General features: G+C 62.1%; 12 protein-coding genes. 3 read left to right on the top strand and 9 right to left on the bottom strand.

Annotated elements, in window-relative coordinates; translation table 11 throughout:
• Positions 1 to 32: 32 nt before the first annotated feature.
• Positions 33 to 1,073 carry a mechanosensitive ion channel family protein gene (locus tag QZ184_RS01210; RefSeq protein WP_296415117.1) on the bottom strand — a complete coding sequence of 347 codons (1,041 nt, stop codon included), beginning with the start codon at positions 1,071 to 1,073 and terminating at the stop codon, positions 33 to 35.
• Positions 1,074 to 1,173: 100 nt separating this feature from the next.
• On the opposite strand from QZ184_RS01210, the gene glpK reads away from it, so the two are divergent.
• Both glpK and QZ184_RS01200 read left to right on the top strand, forming a co-directional pair.
• Positions 1,174 to 2,688: a glycerol kinase GlpK gene (gene glpK, locus QZ184_RS01205; RefSeq protein ID WP_296415116.1), complete on the top strand. Its 1,515-nt coding sequence runs from the start codon at positions 1,174 to 1,176 to the stop codon at positions 2,686 to 2,688.
• A complete protein-coding gene (locus tag QZ184_RS01200; RefSeq protein ID WP_296417778.1) occupies positions 2,648 to 4,231 on the top strand; it encodes an FAD-dependent oxidoreductase in 1,584 nt (527 codons plus the stop codon). The genes glpK and QZ184_RS01200 overlap by 41 nt, the downstream gene beginning before the upstream one ends.
• On the opposite strand, the gene QZ184_RS01195 is transcribed toward QZ184_RS01200, so the two are convergent.
• Together QZ184_RS01195 and stpA are read right to left on the bottom strand one after the other, a co-directional pair.
• A complete protein-coding gene (locus QZ184_RS01195) occupies positions 4,141 to 5,889 on the bottom strand; it encodes an alpha-amylase family glycosyl hydrolase (RefSeq protein WP_296415114.1) in 1,749 nt (582 codons plus the stop codon). The two genes, QZ184_RS01200 and QZ184_RS01195, sit on opposite strands and share 91 nt — an antisense overlap.
• Positions 5,890 to 5,951: 62 nt before the next feature.
• Positions 5,952 to 7,157: a glucosylglycerol 3-phosphatase gene (stpA, locus tag QZ184_RS01190; protein WP_296417777.1), complete on the bottom strand. Its 1,206-nt coding sequence runs from the start codon at positions 7,155 to 7,157 to the stop codon at positions 5,952 to 5,954.
• 54 nt (positions 7,158 to 7,211) lie between these two features.
• Between stpA and QZ184_RS01185 the strand changes: the two genes are divergently transcribed.
• Positions 7,212 to 8,756 carry a hypothetical protein gene (locus tag QZ184_RS01185; protein WP_296417775.1) on the top strand — a complete coding sequence of 515 codons (1,545 nt, stop codon included), beginning with the start codon at positions 7,212 to 7,214 and terminating at the stop codon, positions 8,754 to 8,756.
• Between the two features lie 6 nt (positions 8,757 to 8,762).
• Here the strand turns inward: QZ184_RS01185 and QZ184_RS01180 are convergent, their stop codons facing one another.
• The 6 genes from QZ184_RS01180 to QZ184_RS01155 form a co-directional block, all read right to left on the bottom strand.
• Positions 8,763 to 9,749: an ABC transporter ATP-binding protein gene (locus QZ184_RS01180; RefSeq protein ID WP_363159411.1), complete on the bottom strand. Its 987-nt coding sequence runs from the start codon at positions 9,747 to 9,749 to the stop codon at positions 8,763 to 8,765.
• Between the two features lie 88 nt (positions 9,750 to 9,837).
• Positions 9,838 to 10,629, bottom strand: coding sequence for a carbohydrate ABC transporter permease (locus QZ184_RS01175; RefSeq protein WP_010317097.1), 792 nt, complete (start codon positions 10,627 to 10,629; stop codon positions 9,838 to 9,840).
• Positions 10,629 to 11,519, bottom strand: a complete 891-nt coding sequence (locus QZ184_RS01170) for a sugar ABC transporter permease (RefSeq protein WP_296415107.1) — start codon at positions 11,517 to 11,519, stop codon at positions 10,629 to 10,631. The genes QZ184_RS01175 and QZ184_RS01170 overlap by 1 nt, the downstream gene beginning before the upstream one ends.
• Positions 11,520 to 12,776: an ABC transporter substrate-binding protein gene (locus QZ184_RS01165; RefSeq protein ID WP_296415106.1), complete on the bottom strand. Its 1,257-nt coding sequence runs from the start codon at positions 12,774 to 12,776 to the stop codon at positions 11,520 to 11,522.
• Positions 12,777 to 12,781: 5 nt separating this feature from the next.
• Entirely contained in the window at positions 12,782 to 14,245 is a 1,464-nt protein-coding gene (ggpS, locus tag QZ184_RS01160) for a glucosylglycerol-phosphate synthase (protein ID WP_296417770.1), read from the bottom strand.
• Between the two features lie 155 nt (positions 14,246 to 14,400).
• Positions 14,401 to 15,740, bottom strand: a 1,340-nt coding sequence (locus tag QZ184_RS01155) for a molecular chaperone HtpG (protein ID WP_296417768.1), incomplete at its 5' end; no start/stop codon positions are given.

The following is a 15,740-nucleotide window of genomic DNA, read 5'->3' as shown; positions in this document are numbered from 1 at the left end:
AATTGCCCAAGCGCCCACCATAGCAAGTCGGGTCACACCCCAGAACCCAAGGCCTCAGTGCAGTTGTGCAGGTGCAAGGTTTGCGTCGGGAAGGCGAACTCAATGCCCTCCTGGGCGAAGCGTTGGACGATCGCCAGGTTGATCCGTTGCTGGGCTTCCATCGCCTGGACGTAGTCGTTCGAAGGAACGAAATAGACCAACTCAAAATCAAGGCTGCTGCTGTTGAAGGCCACGAAATGGGCCCGGTCAAAGCGGGCATCGCCCCCCTGCTCAACGATCGCTTTCAACAGGCCAGGGATCCGTTCCAGTACGGCGTGGCTGGTGTCGTAGGTCACCCCCAGCCGATAGATCAGCCGCCGCTCTTGCATCTCCCCATAGTTCGCCACCACTGAGCTGGTCAGGGCGCTGTTGCTCATGACGATCGCTTCGCCGTTGATGCTGCGCAGACGGGTCGAACGCACCCCCACCCGCTCCACCGTTCCCCAGACCTCTCCGACTTGGATGAATTGACCGGGTTGGAAGGGCTTGTCGAGAAGGATGGTGATGTATTCGAAGAATTCAGAGACCGGCTGCTTTAAGGCCAAGCCTGCCCCGATGCCACCGGCGCTCAGCAGAGCCCAGATCGCAGCCATCTGGACACCGATGTTCTGCAGATAGAGGACAGCGCCGACGCACCAGACCAACGCCCGCAACATCGGCGCGAGGGCGCGGAGCATGTTGCCGACCGCTGGATCTCCGCTGTGGGCCGCGGAGCGTTGCAGCAACCGCAGGCTGATGCGGTTGACCAGCCGCACCAGGAACACCACCAGGATGAGTTTCGAGATGGTGAAGACCACCCGATCCGCCTCGGGAGAGGTCGGCAGCAGCCACCAAGCCCAACTGGCGCTGATGACCCAGCCAAGGATTGGGATCGTGTCCGTGATGACCTGAACGATGAAGTCATCGGTTTCGCTTCGCGTTCGCCGTGTCAGACGACCGAAGAAGATCCCAAAGATCCTTGCTGCCAGAAGGGACAGCAACCCACCGCCGAGTAGGGCCGCCACTGCAGGCGCAGTACTCCAGAGCGAGGTCATCGGTAGAGGCGAGGTTTGAGCTGTTTCCACTGTCTCGTGCTGCGTCAAGCCCCTGACAGATCCGCTGGAAGCCCGTAAGAGTGGGGAAACCCTTTTGCCTGTGTCTGAGTCCTATCTGTTAGCTCTCGACCAGGGCACCAGCAGTTCTCGCGCCGTTCTGGTGTCCTCCAACGGCGAGTCGGTGGCCTCGGCCCAGGTGCCGCTTGCCATCCACTACCCGGATGATGGTTGGGTCGAGCAGGACGCCTCCGCGATCTGGCAGAGCCAGCTGGAGGCGATGGCCCTACTGGAGCAGCGCCTCAGTCCAGGGCAACGGGCAGCAGTCAGGGCCTGCGGCATCACCAATCAGCGCGAAACCACCACCCTCTGGCGACGCAGCACCGGCGAACCCTTCGGCCCGTCCCTGGTCTGGCAGGACCGTCGGACCGCATCGATCTGCGGAGATTGGAAGCGCCAGGCGGCGGCGGATCAGTGGCAGCGCCAGACGGGACTTGTGCTGGACCCTTATTTCAGCGCCAGCAAGATCGCTTGGATGCTGCAGGCCTATCCCGAGGCCCGGCAGGCCCTGGCTGGCGATGACCTCTGTTTTGGCACTGTCGATAGCTGGTTGCTCTGGCAGCTGACCCGCGGAGCGCAGCACGCCACAGACATCAGCAATGCCAGTCGCACGCTGCTGCTGGACCTGGAGCAGCTCTGTTGGCTGCCGGAGGCGGTTGAACGCGTTGGTCTGAGCCTGAAGGCGTTGCCCGACTTACGACCCACCCGCAGCTCGTTTGGGGTGATCGCTGAGGGCCTTCCCTTTGCCGGTGTGCCGATCACGGCGATGCTCGGTGATCAACAGGCCGCCAGCTATGGCCAGTTCTGCAGGCAACCCGGCCAGGCCAAGTGCACCTACGGAACCGGTGCCTTTCTGGTCGTGAATTGCGGGCAGCAACCTCAGCGCGCCGCTGGTGGCCTGCTGAGCACCGTGGGTTGGAGCAACGCCGACGGCAGCACGACCTACTGCATTGAAGGCAGCTTGTTCAATGCAGGAACGGTCATCCAGTGGCTGCGCGATGGCCTCGGGATCATTCGTGAGTCCGCCGAGGTCGACGGGTTGGCCTCCAAGGTGGCCAGTGCGGGCGAGCTGATGCTCGTGCCGGCCTTCACCGGTTGGGGCTCTCCCCACTGGGACCCCAATGCCAGAGGGTTGTTGATCGGCATGACCCGTGACACCGGTGCACCGCAGATTGCCCGGGCTGCCCTCGAGGGGATTGCCTTAGCCGTCACCGGACTGCTGCGCGGTGCGGCCGAGGCCCTTGGCGCTCCCCTGCGCACCATCGCCGTTGATGGCGGGGCGGCGGCCTCCGCTGTCTTGCTTCAGGCCCAGGCCGACAGCGCCGGCGTTGAGGTGGTGCGTCCGGCCAATTTGGAGTCCACCGCCTTGGGCGTTGCCCTGATGGCCGGTGAGGCCGTTGGAGTGGTCGACGATCTCGAGGCCATTGCCAGCTCGGTGAGGGCTTCCTCGACCCAGGTGAGCCCTCAGCAAACGGAGGCGCAACGGGAGCGCTGGTTACGCCGCTGGGACCAGGCGGTTGAACGTTGTTTGGAGTGGCATGGCGATGCAACCGTTTGATCTGTTGATCATTGGTGGGGGGAGCAGTGGAGCCTCCCTGGCCTACGAGGCCGTTCGCCGCGGATTGCGGGTGGCGTTACTGGAGGCGGGTGATCCAGGCCAGGGCACCAGTTCCCGCAGCACGAAGTTGCTCCATGGCGGCGTTCGCTACCTGGAGCTGGCCTTCAAGCAGCTCGATGCCGCCCAACTGAAATTGGTGCGGGAGGCCCTGGCGGAGCGCCAGTACTGGATTGATCAGGCTCCTTTTTTGGCCCAACCTCTGCGTATTGCCCTACCGACCCAGGGGCCCATTGAGCAGGCCTATTACCGGATGGGGCTGGGGATGTATGACCTCCTCGCGGGAGCGGCCGGCCTCGAACCCAGTCGTGGCATCAACCGCCAGCAACTGCAACGCTCCCTGCCAGGCCTGGACCCCAATCGCCATGGCGCCGTTCTCTACAGCGATGGTCAATTTGATGATGCGCGCCTGAATCTGTTGCTCTTGCTCACGGCTGAGGCGGCCGGAGCCGTGGTTCAGCGGGATTGCACGGTCGTTGGTTTCGAGCAGGAGCAGGGCCAGCTCACGGGTGTCACAGCGCGTCAGGCCGATGGTGCGCTGAACCACTGGTCAGCCCGCTGTGTGGTCAATGCCACAGGCATCCAGGCCGACAGCTTGAGGCTGCTGGCCGACCCGCAGTGCAGTCCACGCCTTCTGGTCAGCCGGGGGGTGCACCTTGTGCTCAGCGAGCCGTTGTGTTCAGAGGGCGTCGGCCTGCTGATCCCTAAAACCAGCGATGGCCGCGTGATGTTCGTGCTCCCCTTCCAAGGCAGAACACTGGTTGGGACCACCGATTCACCTTGTCCAGTCGATGAAGCCACCTCCGTCTCCGATGCGGAGGAGGCGTTCCTGTTGGATCACCTACGCCAGTGGTTCCCAGGGCAACCCAGCTTCTCGGTGTCCAGCCGCTGGGCCGGCGGTCGCCCTCTGATTCAGCCGGACTCTGAGCGCGGCAGCAGCAAGGTGGTTCGCGAGCACGAAGTCGAACAGCTCGATTGTGGGCTGATCAGCTTGCTTGGGGGCAAGTGGACCACCTGCCGGGTGTTGGCGGTCGATGCCCTCAAGGCCATCGCCCAACAGTTGAATCGAACCCTCCCGGCCCCTGAGCCCCTGCCCCTGCTTGGAGCCGCTCAGTCCCCCGAGCAAACCGACGCTGAGCTCGCCCAGCTCGCTCAGCACTTAAAGGGTCTACTGCCGGACGGCGAACTCCAGGCCCGGCAAATTGACCACCTCATCTCCAGTTATGGCCTTCGAGCAGAGGCGGTCCTGAACGAGGCCATGGAGCCGTCTGAGCGGAAACCGCTCAGCAGCGTGGTTCCCGTTTGCCTGGCGGAGTGGCGCTACAACATCCGCTTGGAGTGGGCCCGCTCGGCAGATGATCTGTTGCAGCGGCGCAGTCGCATTGGCTTTTTGGATCAGGCGGAAGCGGAGCGGCTGACTCCAGCGGCCGAGTCGCTGTTGCTCGCCAGTTCCATGTCGCCGATCAGCCACCAGCCAAAGCCATAGGCCTGGAGGTAGATAAACCATTCGGAGCTGGCCTCTGGGAATTCACAGCCCCAGAGCAGCTCCCGAATCCGCTCTCCTTCCCATCGGCTCAGATCGATTTCGGTGGATGCGCCTGTACCACTGAGATTGACCGCAACGAGCACGGTCATGGCTTCGCAGCGGCGAATGAAGCTGACGACGCTCGGGTGATGGCTCGGCAGGGGTTCAAAGTCGCCGTGCTTCAGAGCAGGCAGCAGTTTTCGGCTGACCAGCATGTGCCGATGCCAGTTCAAAAGCGACCCCTTTAGAGACTTTTGAACTTCAACATTGATCACGCGGTAGTCGTATCCAGGTGCGGTGATGGGCGGCAGCACCAGCAGGGGATCTGGAGCACTGGAAAAACCGCCATTGCGATCCGGGCTCCAGGCCATGGGCGTTCGGTTGGGGTCACGGTCCCTCAGTCCCGGCCAATCCCCCATCCCGAGTTCATCTCCGTAATAGACGCAGGGCATGCCCGGCAAGCTGTAAAGCAGGGCATGAAGGGCCATGTTGGGTCTGGGATCTCCGTTTAAGAGCGGTGCCAGTCGTCGATTGATTCCCCAGTTCAGCCAATGGCCATGGGCAGCAGGCAGACCATGACGCACCCAGTGAATGACCTCGTCAGGCACCAGGTGGCCATCGCCCAGCCAGAGCTCATCGTGATTTCGCAGCGGTAGAGCCCAACTGCGGCCGCAGTCCAGGCTGCTGATCTCCTGAAGGAAGCGATTCAGGGCCTTGGTCTCCCCATGGGCGACCGAGGCGAAGAGATGGGCCGTCAAGGCAAAGTTGAAGGCCGCGTGCAGCTCTCCATCCTCCAGGTAGGGCATGGCTTCTTTGACCGGCTGAATCGCTTCTGCCAGGAGCAGAACGTCTCGACCGGGGTTGGCCTCGCAAAAGGCATCGACGCGCTGACGCAGGGTCTTCAAGAAGGCATGGGTTTCCGGTAGTCCTTCACACCGGGTCCCCTCGCGCTCAAACAAAAACGGAATGGCGTCGAGGCGAAATCCATCAATGCCGCGTGCCAACCAGAAATCAACGACCTGGAGTACCGCCTCCTGGACGGCTGGGTTGTCGTAGTTGAGATCAGGTTGGTGATGCAGAAAGCGATGCAGGTAGTACTGCTGCGCTATCGGATCCCAGGACCAATTGGAGTCCTCGAAGTGTCGAAAGAGGACTGGGGCATCGCTATAGCCGTCCGGGTCATCCCTCCAGACATAAAAGTCACGGTCTGGACTGCCCCGCTCCGCAAAGCGGGCCCGTTGAAACCAGGGATGCAACTGACTGGTGTGGTTCAACACCAGGTCGATCACCACCCGGATCCCATGGGCATGGGCCGCTTCGATCAGGCGGTGAAAGGCATCGAGATCCCCGAGCTCCGGGTGGATGTCGGTGAAGTCTGTGATGTCGTAGCCACCGTCCCTGAGCGGCGAGGGATAGATCGGGGTCATCCAGATCGCATCCACCCCGAGCCAACGCAGATAGCCCAGACGCTTGGTTAGGCCCCCGAAATCACCGATGCCATCCCCATCGGAATCGCTGTAGCAACGGGGGATCAGCTGGTAGATCACCGCTCCATCCCACCAGGGATGTTGTCCCGGAGCTGGAGGCCAGGTTTGTGTCCTGCTGGCCCCCTCTGGCATCGGAACAAACGGCGACTACCTCCTTGGATAGGCCGTTCTGCTGCCGCTGTCAGCCCAACGTTTTAAAAGACGTTGTCTGCCAAATCAACAAACCACTCCACATAGGCCTCTGGCCCCCCCGGAACAAGCACATCCAGCCGCAAGGGATCCTCCGGATCACTCAGACCTTTGAGCTCTGGATCTTGGAGGCTGGGGCGATCCAGTTCCCCTCCACTGCTGTCGATCAAGACCACTCGATTAGGGGTTTCAAAGGTCTGTCCGATCTGCTGCAACAACGTCAAAAAGCCACGGTCGCTGCCCCCACGGCGCCAACCGGCTTGGTCGCCCTCCACGACCCATTCAGACGTGATCGTGTCGGCAATGCCGATCAACGTGGGCATGGTTTCTGGGGCGATGCAGTCCTCTGCCAACGCCAGCAGCCCCTCCGCTGTTCTGGGGGCGGAGCGCACGTTGAAGTCCGCGCCGAGGGGAGCTTTGCCCGTGGTCCGTTCGATGTGCTGGTTGAGGAGCACCAAGAGGCCCGCTTCCTTGACAGCGCCGCGGAGCATGAATTGGAAGTCGCTGGTCCCGCGGTGCTCAGGGCTGGCCCACTTCAGTTGTTCTTGTCCCTTGTGCTGGCCCAGGTTGGGTGCCAGGTGCACGAAAAACGAATCGGCCAGCCCCTGCTCCTGCGCTTGCTTCTCGATGTTCTGGAGCAATCCGAGGCTGAGCCGCTGCAACTGACGTTGTTCTTCGACCTCCGGGCACAGGCCAGCAAAAAGCACATTGAGGTTCAGTGTTGGCGAGAGTTCGTTATCCAGCACGGCGGCCTGGGCAAGACGCTCCTGTTCTTCCGCTTTGGCATCCGGAGTGATCTGGCGAATGATCTCCCCCACCCCTCGGCTGAGCAGCGTGGGGACGGCCTTCAGAAACTGGAGTTCCGCTGGCGTGACTCCCGGATGGCTGATCAAGCCATGGCGGGTTTGGGATTGCACTCCGCCCGCCGCCAAGCCTGGGAGATACAAACCCTCAGCGGCCGGATCTCGTCCTGGCGCCAGGGCGCTTTCAACGAGTCGATTCACGCCGCGGGTGCTGCTGTGCTCGCCGTTGGTGAGGACGCGAAATCGATTCCCCAGCTTGGCGACTGCCTGGATGTACGCCACCGGTAGGACCCGGGTTAACGGATCGCGCACCAGCGGCATACAGACACCGTCGAGATCCTGAACGATCAGGACGTTCGGGTCGGCGCTGATCTGCTGCTTCAGTTCGATCAGGGAGAGACACGCCATCGGTTCCTCGTCGAACGGGTTCCACCCTCCCATGGGTCCCCCTGGCCCGTAAGGATGGGGGAAGGCCCCGATGTGATCTTGCAGAACGGTTTTTTCGAATCCAACCTGGACCCTGAACGGATCCGCCGCCGCCTGCTGGCGCTGGAGGAGGGAAAGGTCGGCTTCTACAGCGTTGGCTTGTATCCCGCTTCGCTGGCCTACAACTGCGCGATGCAAACCGATGGCTCGCGGTTGCTTCTGGCCGCGCGTCCCGGCCGTCAAATTCTCGGAGCCTTCAAGAGCGAGGAGCTCTCAGGGATGGACCCGGAGCACCGCGCCACCATGGAGCGGATGGGCACCCACGGGCAGGCCGGCCAGCTGAAGCCCAACGACCTGGGCTATTTGCTCCAGAACTGTGAATTAGTCGTTCTCAGCGCCAACAGCAACCACATCGAGGAGGACCTCCAGGAGGCCCTCAGGCTGCGCGAAGAGTTGGGGCGGGAGCATGTTGTCCTGGCCTGTCTTGCCGGTTCGTTCACCCACGATCCGATCTCCAATGAGGCCTATGTGCTGTGCCAAAAAGCACCCAACTTGGCCTTCTTCACCGGCTTCCATCGCCATGGAGCCCTGCGCAATCCCCTGGATAGCTTCACGGCAAATTTCTGCCATCCCAATGCCCTGACGGCCCTGCTGGGGGCGCGACTACTGGATCGCCTTTCCCCCAACCTTCAGGTTTCTGCTGGGGTGCACAACATCGAAGGGCAATACATCAAGGCCGCAAAAAACATGGCCTCGATTTTTGCGGGCTTTGGTTACACCTTCCACAGGGACAACCCAGGCGTTCTTCCGACCCTCTTGACCCTGCTGCTGGAGCAGTGTCTCGATCAAGCGGCCACCGTCTCGATGGCGCGAACCGACCGACAACGGCTCTACCACCGCCAGCCGATTGCCCTGACGGAATTGGGTTATGGCGTCCAGAGGATTGAGGCCGCCCTAGTGCGCGATGGTGACATGGAGAAGGTCCGCGATCACACGTTCTCGCAGTTGACGGCGATGGTTGCCGATGTGCGCGGCAGCATGATGCTGCCCACCGCCGGCAGTCCGACGCGCAATTTCCAGGCGGGGGCCGTGCTCGCGAATCGCATGCGTGAGTGCGGTCGCTGCCCGGCGAATCTCGAAGAATTCGAGTCCTGGTGCGAAGACGCGGGGTTGTCCAAAGGGGGACTCGAGGGCCTGCGCTCCCTGCGCTACTGGCCCCAGATCGTCCGCCAGTACGGCATTCCGTTGCATGACGCCTCGCTGATCAACCTGCTCTACATGGCCATCTTTGGCCGGCAAAACTCCAAACAATCGGCCTTCTCGGTGATGACCGAGAGCCGTGAACTCAGCAACTACTGCCAAGAGTCTGTGCGTCCCACCCACAGCAGGCGCTATGCGGAGGCGCTTCAAAATCTCGACAACTCAGCGGCAATGGATGTCGTGGTGAGTGCCGTTGTCGCGGACTTGGCTCGCCGTTCGGGCGGTGGCGACAGCTTTGTGGACGATGAGTCCGCCAGCGCTGATGACATCCCTGCTTATCTGCAGGCCATGAATGTGATCGAAACGGTCTGGGAGGACTAGTTCCGATCAGCGGATTCGGCGGCCAGTGGCCTGCTCGAAGTGGAGTTCATGCTCCCGCCTCCAGCGCAGCTGAAGGGGCCGATCGTTGGCTTGCGCCAGCTTTGCGCTGACGCTTTGGGCATCGGAGAGCACCTTCACACTGGTGTCCCGCACTCTCCAGTGGCTGATGACGCGATCGCCAAGCCACTCCAAATGCTGCCGTTGCGCCTCCACGGCGACCTCCTGTTCGTCCTGTGGGGCCCCGGCCTCAGCCACCGCTAAATGCTCGGGCCGCAGACCGACGAGTTCACCGGGGTGAAGCGGCAAGAGGTTGATCGAAGGGCTCCCCAGAAAACTGGCGACGAATTGGTTCTCTGGATCTTGGTAGAGCTCTGTGGCTGATCCCACCTGCTGCAGATCCCCCGCCTTCAGAACCGCGATGCGGTCCGCCAGGCCCATCGCTTCGTGTTGGTCATGGGTGACGTACACCACCGGCGCTCCAGTGCTGTGCAAGATCCCGCGCAGTTCGCCGCGCAGCTCTTCCCTGAGCTGGGCATCGAGGTTGCTCATGGGCTCGTCCAGCAGAAACAGGGCGGGCTTGCGTAGGAGCGCCCGAGCGAGGGCAACCCGCTGGCGCTGTCCTCCGGAGAGTTCGGCTGGCTTTCGATCCCGGCAGCCATCGAGTTGGAGCAGGGCCAAGACCCGCTGGACCTCTCCGTCGATCTCCGCACGGGGAACTCGCCTGAGTTCCAGTCCCAGGCTGAGGTTTTTAGCCACGCTGAGGTGGGGATAGAGGGCGTAGCTCTGGAACACCATCGCCACGTTCCGCTGAGCCGGTGGAAGGGCTGTGATGGTCTCTCCAGCCAGTTCAATCCTGCCGCTGCTGACCTGATCGAGGCCTGCGATACAACGCAGGGTGGTGCTTTTCCCGCAACCACTGGGCCCCAGCAGAGCCAGAATTTCCCCGGGAGCCACCTCCAGGTTGAGGTTCTGCAGCAGGGTCTGCTGTCCCACCCTGCGAGAGAGCTGGTTGAGAACAAGACCTGTGCGAGCAGAGCTGGAGGCGGTCATCAAGCGGTGAAGCGATCGTGATTGGTCAGGGCTAGCCCTTGATGGCCCCTTGGGTGAGGCCACTGATGATCTGCCGTTGGAACAGCAACATGATCAGCAGCAATGGCGCGCTACCTAGAACGGTGGCGGCGGCAAAGGCTCCATAGGGAACGGTGAAAATCGAGGAGCCGGCGATACGCGCAATCGCTGGGGCGAGGGTGAGCAGGTCGGACTGACTCAACCAGGTCAGGGCGATCGGATACTCGTTCCAGCAGAAGATGAAGATCAACAGTGCTGCCGAGGAGATGGCCGGAGCCATCAGGGGCAGAAGCACCCAGCGCAGGCGCTGCCAAAGGTTCATGCCCTCCATCAGGGCCGCCTCCTCTAACTCCACGGGGATATCGCGGAAAGCGGCCTGCAGCAGAAGGATGGCCAGCGGCAAACAAAGGCCGGCATAGGGAAGGCTCAGGGCCAGAAGGTTGTTCGCCAGATGAAAGTCGCGCGCCACCTGCAGTAGGGCTAAAAACAGCAGTACCGCGGGGAAGGCAGCGGCAGCCGCCACCAAGACGCTGATATTGCGAGCCCGGTGGGCCTGCATCCGGCTGAGGGCGTAGGCGCAGGGGATGGCCAAGAGCAGGGTCAACAACGTGCTGCTGAAGCCGACGATCGCGCTGTTGAGCAGATAGGTCAGAAACGGTGGATTTCCGTTGAGGAGCTGCTGGTAGTGCGCGAGGGTCCAGCCTCCACCGCCAGCCCCGGTTAGGGCTGCGGTGGGCCTGAAGGAGGTGTAGAGCTGCCAGAGCATCGGCCCGAGGCTCCAGACCAGGAGGACCAGGCGTGCCATTAGGGCTCTCCTCCCTTGATCGATAGGCGGCTGCTTGTGAACCACCAGAGACCCGCCAGGCCAGAGCAGAGCACAAGCAGTCCCGCAAAGGCACCCAGCATCACGGTGGCGCTGTAGCCAAAGTCCAGGAAGCGCATCGCATTGAGATAGGCGTAGAGGGCGAGGCTTTCCGTACTGCCTGCGGGGCCACCACCGGTCAGGACTTGCACCAGATCAAAGACCCCCAGCGCCTGGGCCAAGCGGAAGACCAGGGCGATGAGTAGATAGGGGGTCAACAGCGGAATGGTGATCCGCCAGAGGGACTGCCAGGCGGACGCCCCCTCTAATTGCGCCGCCTCATAGAGATCACGCGGAATGTTCTGCAGACCGGCCAATAGAAGTAACGCCACGAACGGAGTGGTCTTCCAGGTGTCAGCCCAGACCGTGGCAATCCAGGTGATGGAGGGGTTGGCCAGAAAGGCGACGGGAGCCACTCCGATCCAATGCAGGGCTTGGTTGATCGGGCCATAGGGATCGTTAAAGATCCAGCGCCAGCCCAGGGCCATAACAGTTGTCGGCAGCGCCCAGGGCAGGAGGCTGATCAGCCGCAAGCTGCTCTTGCCGCGTAGGGGCTGGTTCAGCAGCAGGGCGATGGCGAGCCCCAGGACCATTTCCGTCGTCACGGAGAACCCCGCAAAGCGAAGGGTCTGCCAGGCGTCCTGCCAGAAGCGACTGTCGTTCCAGAGCCGGATCCATTGGGCAGCCCCTGCCGGGATTGGCTTCAACTCGGTCAACACCGTCTGGGTGTGAACGCTCAACCAGAGGTAGTGAGCGATGGGCAGGACGAAGATCAGCGTTAGCGCGGCCAGGGCCGGCAGCATCAGCCACAGCTGTTGGCGTGAGCGGAACATTTACTGCACTCCTCCCGTGGAGCGCTCCAGTTGAACGCTGTTGCGCTGCAGGGTCTCCATGGCTGGTGCCGCAGCAATCTCCCCAGCGATCACCGTGTTGACCTCGCGGTAGAGCAGGTCACTGAGCTGGGCGTAGATCGGCGTCACCGGCCTGAGCACCGCAGCAGCCAGGGCCGCTTGCAACTCCGGCAGGACTGGATTGGCGCTGATCAGCTCAGGGTCTTCAAAGACACTCAGGCGCGTCGGCGTATAGCCCCAATTGAGGTTGAGCTCTTTTTGAGCTGCTGTGCTGGTCAAAAACTGCAGGGCCTCAACGGCCGCTTGCTTGTGGTTCGAACCCGAGAGCACGGCAAGCCCCCAGCTGCCCTGGGTCGCCACGTGGGGTTCCCCGGGCAGGCTCACCATGGTGGTGATCCCGACCTTTCCGGCCAGCATTGAGCCCGGCTTGTTCAGTTCGGCCCAGGCATAGGGCCAGTTGCGCATGAAGGCGGCGTCGCCACTTTCAAAGGCCTGAAGTGCTTCTGGCTCGGCCATGTTGGCCACCGAGGGAGGCGTGACCCCGCGATTGACGAGGCTGCGGAGCCATTGGCTGGCTGCAATCGCCTCCGGGCTGTCGAGTGCAGGTGAGCCGTCACGGAGCCAGCGGCCGCCAAAACCACGGAGAACCTCCAGATAGGTGCAGCTCAGTCCCTCGTATTGGCGGCCTTGCCAGACATAGCCCCAGCGCACCCGACCTTCTTGTTGCAGTGAGGCGCTAATGGCCTCCAGCTCGGCGGGTGTTCTGGGAGGTGCGTCCATGAGGTCCGTGCGCCAGAACAGCAGACCCATGTCAGCCACCAGGGGGAAGCGCCAGAGGTGGCCATCAAAGGCATTGCCAAGCTCAGCTCCTGGGGCGAGATCGCTCAGGGCATCGTCTCCGAGCCAGCCATCGAGGGGTTCGAGCCAGCCGGCCTTGGCGTATTTCGGCGTCCAGGTGACGTCCATCAGGAGGACGTCGTAGGGACTGTTGCCAAGCAAGAGGCTGCTGATGGCCAGGTCTGAGACGGCCTCTGTTTCCAGGGGTCCCCGGGTCACCGTCAAGTCAATGTTGGGGTGCTCGCGGTTGAAGGTCTCGACAAGTTCAACCGTGGCATCCGCGAAGGGAGCCGGCATCAGGATCGAAACCGGCTCTTTGCGGGGTTGGGCCCAGAGCACAAGGCTGATGAGCAGGCTGCCCAAGAGACAGCTCAGTCCCACCAGCCAACCTCTCCGTCCCATGGCTGCTACTGAATGGCCTCGAGTTGTTCCTTGGCCCAGTGGTCGACGCTCAGCTGGTCCACCGAGGCGGCCATGGACGCCATCCGCTCCCGTTGCTCCTCGCCCGAGAGGCTGAGCGCCAGGTCGATGGCCTCATCCATGCGTCGATGGGAGTAGGGGTTGGTGAGCACCGCACCCTTCATCACCACCGATGCGCCGGTGAACTCAGAGAGGACCAGGCTTCCGCCCTGGCCCTTGCGTGCCGCGGCATATTCCTTGGCCACCAGGTTCAGACCATCGCGAAGCGGCGTGATCCAGCAGATGTCCGATGCGGCAAACCAGGCCACCATTTCCTCGTAGGGAATGCGTTGGGTGGTCAACCGGATGGGCACCCAATCGATCTTGCTGAAACGACCGTTGATGCGACCGACCGTTTCTTCAATGCCCCGTTGGGTGTCCTCATAGACCTTCATGCCGGTGTTGGCTGCCACACAGGCCAAGACCAAAACCACTTGGCCATGGATGGCCTCGTTGCGCTCCAGCAGGCGTTCAAACGCGCGCAGGAGCTCTTCGTTTCCCTTGGTGTAGTCGACTCGACTGGCCGAGAGAATCAAGGTACGACCACGTTTGGTATTTGTCTCGATCTCCTTGATCAGCGCTTGAACGGACGGTGAATCGCGGACCTCGCGAATCACATCCGGACTGGTGCCGACCGGTGTTGCGACGAGCTTGACGCGGTGGCCGTTGTGCTCCAGCCAGGGGGTTGCATCCGGTTGGGCCAGGGCGCTGCCGCAGGGCATGAAATGGTCGGCAACCGACGCTTTCGGTCCCTTCTTGACCGGCAGCAAGCTGGACGCCGCCCGTGCGAAATTTTCGGCGTAGCGCGGGATATGGAAGCCCACGGCGTCGCAGCAGAGCAGGCTTTCGACGATCTCCTCCCTCCAAGGCAGGATGCTGAAGACATCACTGCTGGGGAAGGGCGTGTGATGGAAAAAGCTGATCTTGACGTCGGGGCGCAGGGCCCGGATGAACCCTGGCGCTAGCCAGAGGTTGTAGTCGTGAATCCAAATGGAAGCCCCAGGGGCCGCTTCATTGCAGGCCGCCTCCGCAAAGCGTTGATTGACCTCCCTGAAGGTCTGCCAGTCCGCGTTATTGACCTCAAAAAAGCTGGGAAAGCTGTGCAGGATCGGCCAGATCGATTCCTTGGATGTGACGTGATAAAAACTGCCGATCTGCTCCTGACGCAGCGGAATCCGCCTGAGCCGAATGGCAATCGGCTCCTCGATCGTCAGCGTTTCATCTTCGGCCCCTGGATCCTCGTTCTCTCGCCAGGCAATCCAGGTGCCTGAGGGATGGGAGCGGAACAGATTGCGGAGGGTTGGGATGATGCCGTTGGGGCTCTTCTGGTCTCGCCACTGCCTGGTTCCGTCCGCTTCGATCACCTCGTCAAAAGGGGAACGGTGATAGACGAGGACGAAGGAGCTCGGCATGCGGAAGCGGCAGGGATCACCTGTCCATCAGGCCGTGCCATTTGCAGGGTCGGCCCTGGGCTGCGAAGGGTTAGCCAGCCCAGACAGGCAATCTCCACCATCCCCTAGAGCCCAAGGGATGTCAAACCCAAGGGCCTCTCAAGAGGGCAGGCGTCCTAGAGACCGCGCTCCATCAGCTGCCCCATCAGATCGCAGCTGCGTTGCTGGAACCCGGCGAGTTCATTGGGCTCGAGTCCGCCGACGGCCAGTCGCGCCATTTCATAGAGATGGCGGCTGAGGTTGTCGGCCAAAGCCTGGCTAGGACTGGAGCCCGCTCCGGTGATGACCGAACCGGCCGAGAGCTTGATCAATCCCTCGACCAGACGGTGCTTGCGGTTGACCAGCAGCACGTGATGGTCTGGCAGACCGGGGAGGCGCTGCTCCATCAAGGCGCCCATGTCATTCATCCGGCGCATCTGCTCAGGCAGAAGAATCAGGGCCGCAGGGGCGTTCTCACCCTTGAGGGCCTGGACCTGGACCGTGACCTTGTCGTTGGAGAGCGCTGCCTTGAAGAGGTCCCTCAACTTCTCTGAGCTGTCCTTGCCCTCGGCGTCGCTGATCTCGTTGTCCTTCTCCTGAAGCGAGTCATCCAGTTCGCTGTCGACCCGCTGGAACTTCAGTTCCTCATGGCGGTATTCCAGCCAGGGAATGAATTGGGTGTCGATGAAGGTGTCGGCCAACAGCACCTCAGCTCCCTGGCTCTTCCAGAGGGCGAGGGCGCCGGCCTGACCGGCCTCATCGGTGCAATAGAGGATGCGCTTGTCGTTGTCGCTGCCAAGGCGTGAGCGGTAGCCCCCCAGGGTCGTGAAGGCCTTACCCCCCTCAGCTGCGATCGGATCAGCGTTGTCTCCCTCGGCCGCAGCGGCGGTGGTGCCAAAGAGAACGAGCTCGGCCACCTGATCGGCGAACTTCTCGTCTTCCATGGCACCGATCTTGATGAAGGGGGCCAGCGATTCCCAGATCTCGGCGTAACGCTTGGGTTCGTCCCGGTGGAGCTCCTTCAGGCGGTCACCCACCTTTTTGGCGACGAAGTTGCCGATGGAGCGCACCCGCCGGTCGGTTTGCAGAGCCGATCGGCTGACGTTCAGCGGAATGTCCGGTGAGTCGATGACACCTCGCAGGGGCAGGAGGTAGCGGGGGACGACCTCCTTGATCGAATCGCTGACGAAGACCTGGTTGCAGTAGAGCTTGATCTCGCCCTTTTCCCAATCCGCACGGCCGGTGGATTTGGGGAAATAAAGAATCCCCTGCAGGTTGTAGGGGTAGTCGGTGTTGAGGTGCACCCAGAGCAGGGGGTCCCCCTGGAAGGGGTAGAGATAGCGATAGAGCTCGATGTAGTCCTCATCGCTGAGCTCGCGAGGGCTCTTGCGCCAGGGGGCTTCGCGTTTGTTGACGGTCTCGCCTTCAAGCTGCACCTCCACTGGCATGAAGTCGCAGTAGGTGGTGATCAGCGTCC

Source organism: Vulcanococcus sp. DEBay_Sum22DG08_74 (assembly GCF_017852955.1).
GTDB lineage: Bacteria > Cyanobacteriota > Cyanobacteriia > PCC-6307 > Cyanobiaceae > Vulcanococcus.
Note: the sequence above shows the minus strand (reverse complement) of the source record. Positions and strands in the feature narration are given on the sequence as shown.

What these genes read in the sequence shown, in the direction of transcription:
- QZ184_RS01210 (WP_296415117.1), bottom strand. Translation starts at nt 1,073, where the DNA reads ATGACCTCGCTCTGGAGTACTGCGCCTGCAGTGGCGGCCCTACTCGGC.
- QZ184_RS01195 (WP_296415114.1), bottom strand. Translation starts at nt 5,889, where the DNA reads ATGCCAGAGGGGGCCAGCAGGACACAAACCTGGCCTCCAGCTCCGGGA.
- stpA (WP_296417777.1), bottom strand. Translation starts at nt 7,157, where the DNA reads ATGGCGTGTCTCTCCCTGATCGAACTGAAGCAGCAGATCAGCGCCGAC.
- QZ184_RS01185 (WP_296417775.1), top strand. Translation starts at nt 7,212, where the DNA reads ATGGGGGAAGGCCCCGATGTGATCTTGCAGAACGGTTTTTTCGAATCC.
- QZ184_RS01175 (WP_010317097.1), bottom strand. Translation starts at nt 10,629, where the DNA reads ATGGCACGCCTGGTCCTCCTGGTCTGGAGCCTCGGGCCGATGCTCTGG.
- QZ184_RS01170 (WP_296415107.1), bottom strand. Translation starts at nt 11,519, where the DNA reads ATGTTCCGCTCACGCCAACAGCTGTGGCTGATGCTGCCGGCCCTGGCC.
- QZ184_RS01165 (WP_296415106.1), bottom strand. Translation starts at nt 12,776, where the DNA reads ATGGGACGGAGAGGTTGGCTGGTGGGACTGAGCTGTCTCTTGGGCAGC.
- ggpS (WP_296417770.1), bottom strand. Translation starts at nt 14,245, where the DNA reads ATGCCGAGCTCCTTCGTCCTCGTCTATCACCGTTCCCCTTTTGACGAG.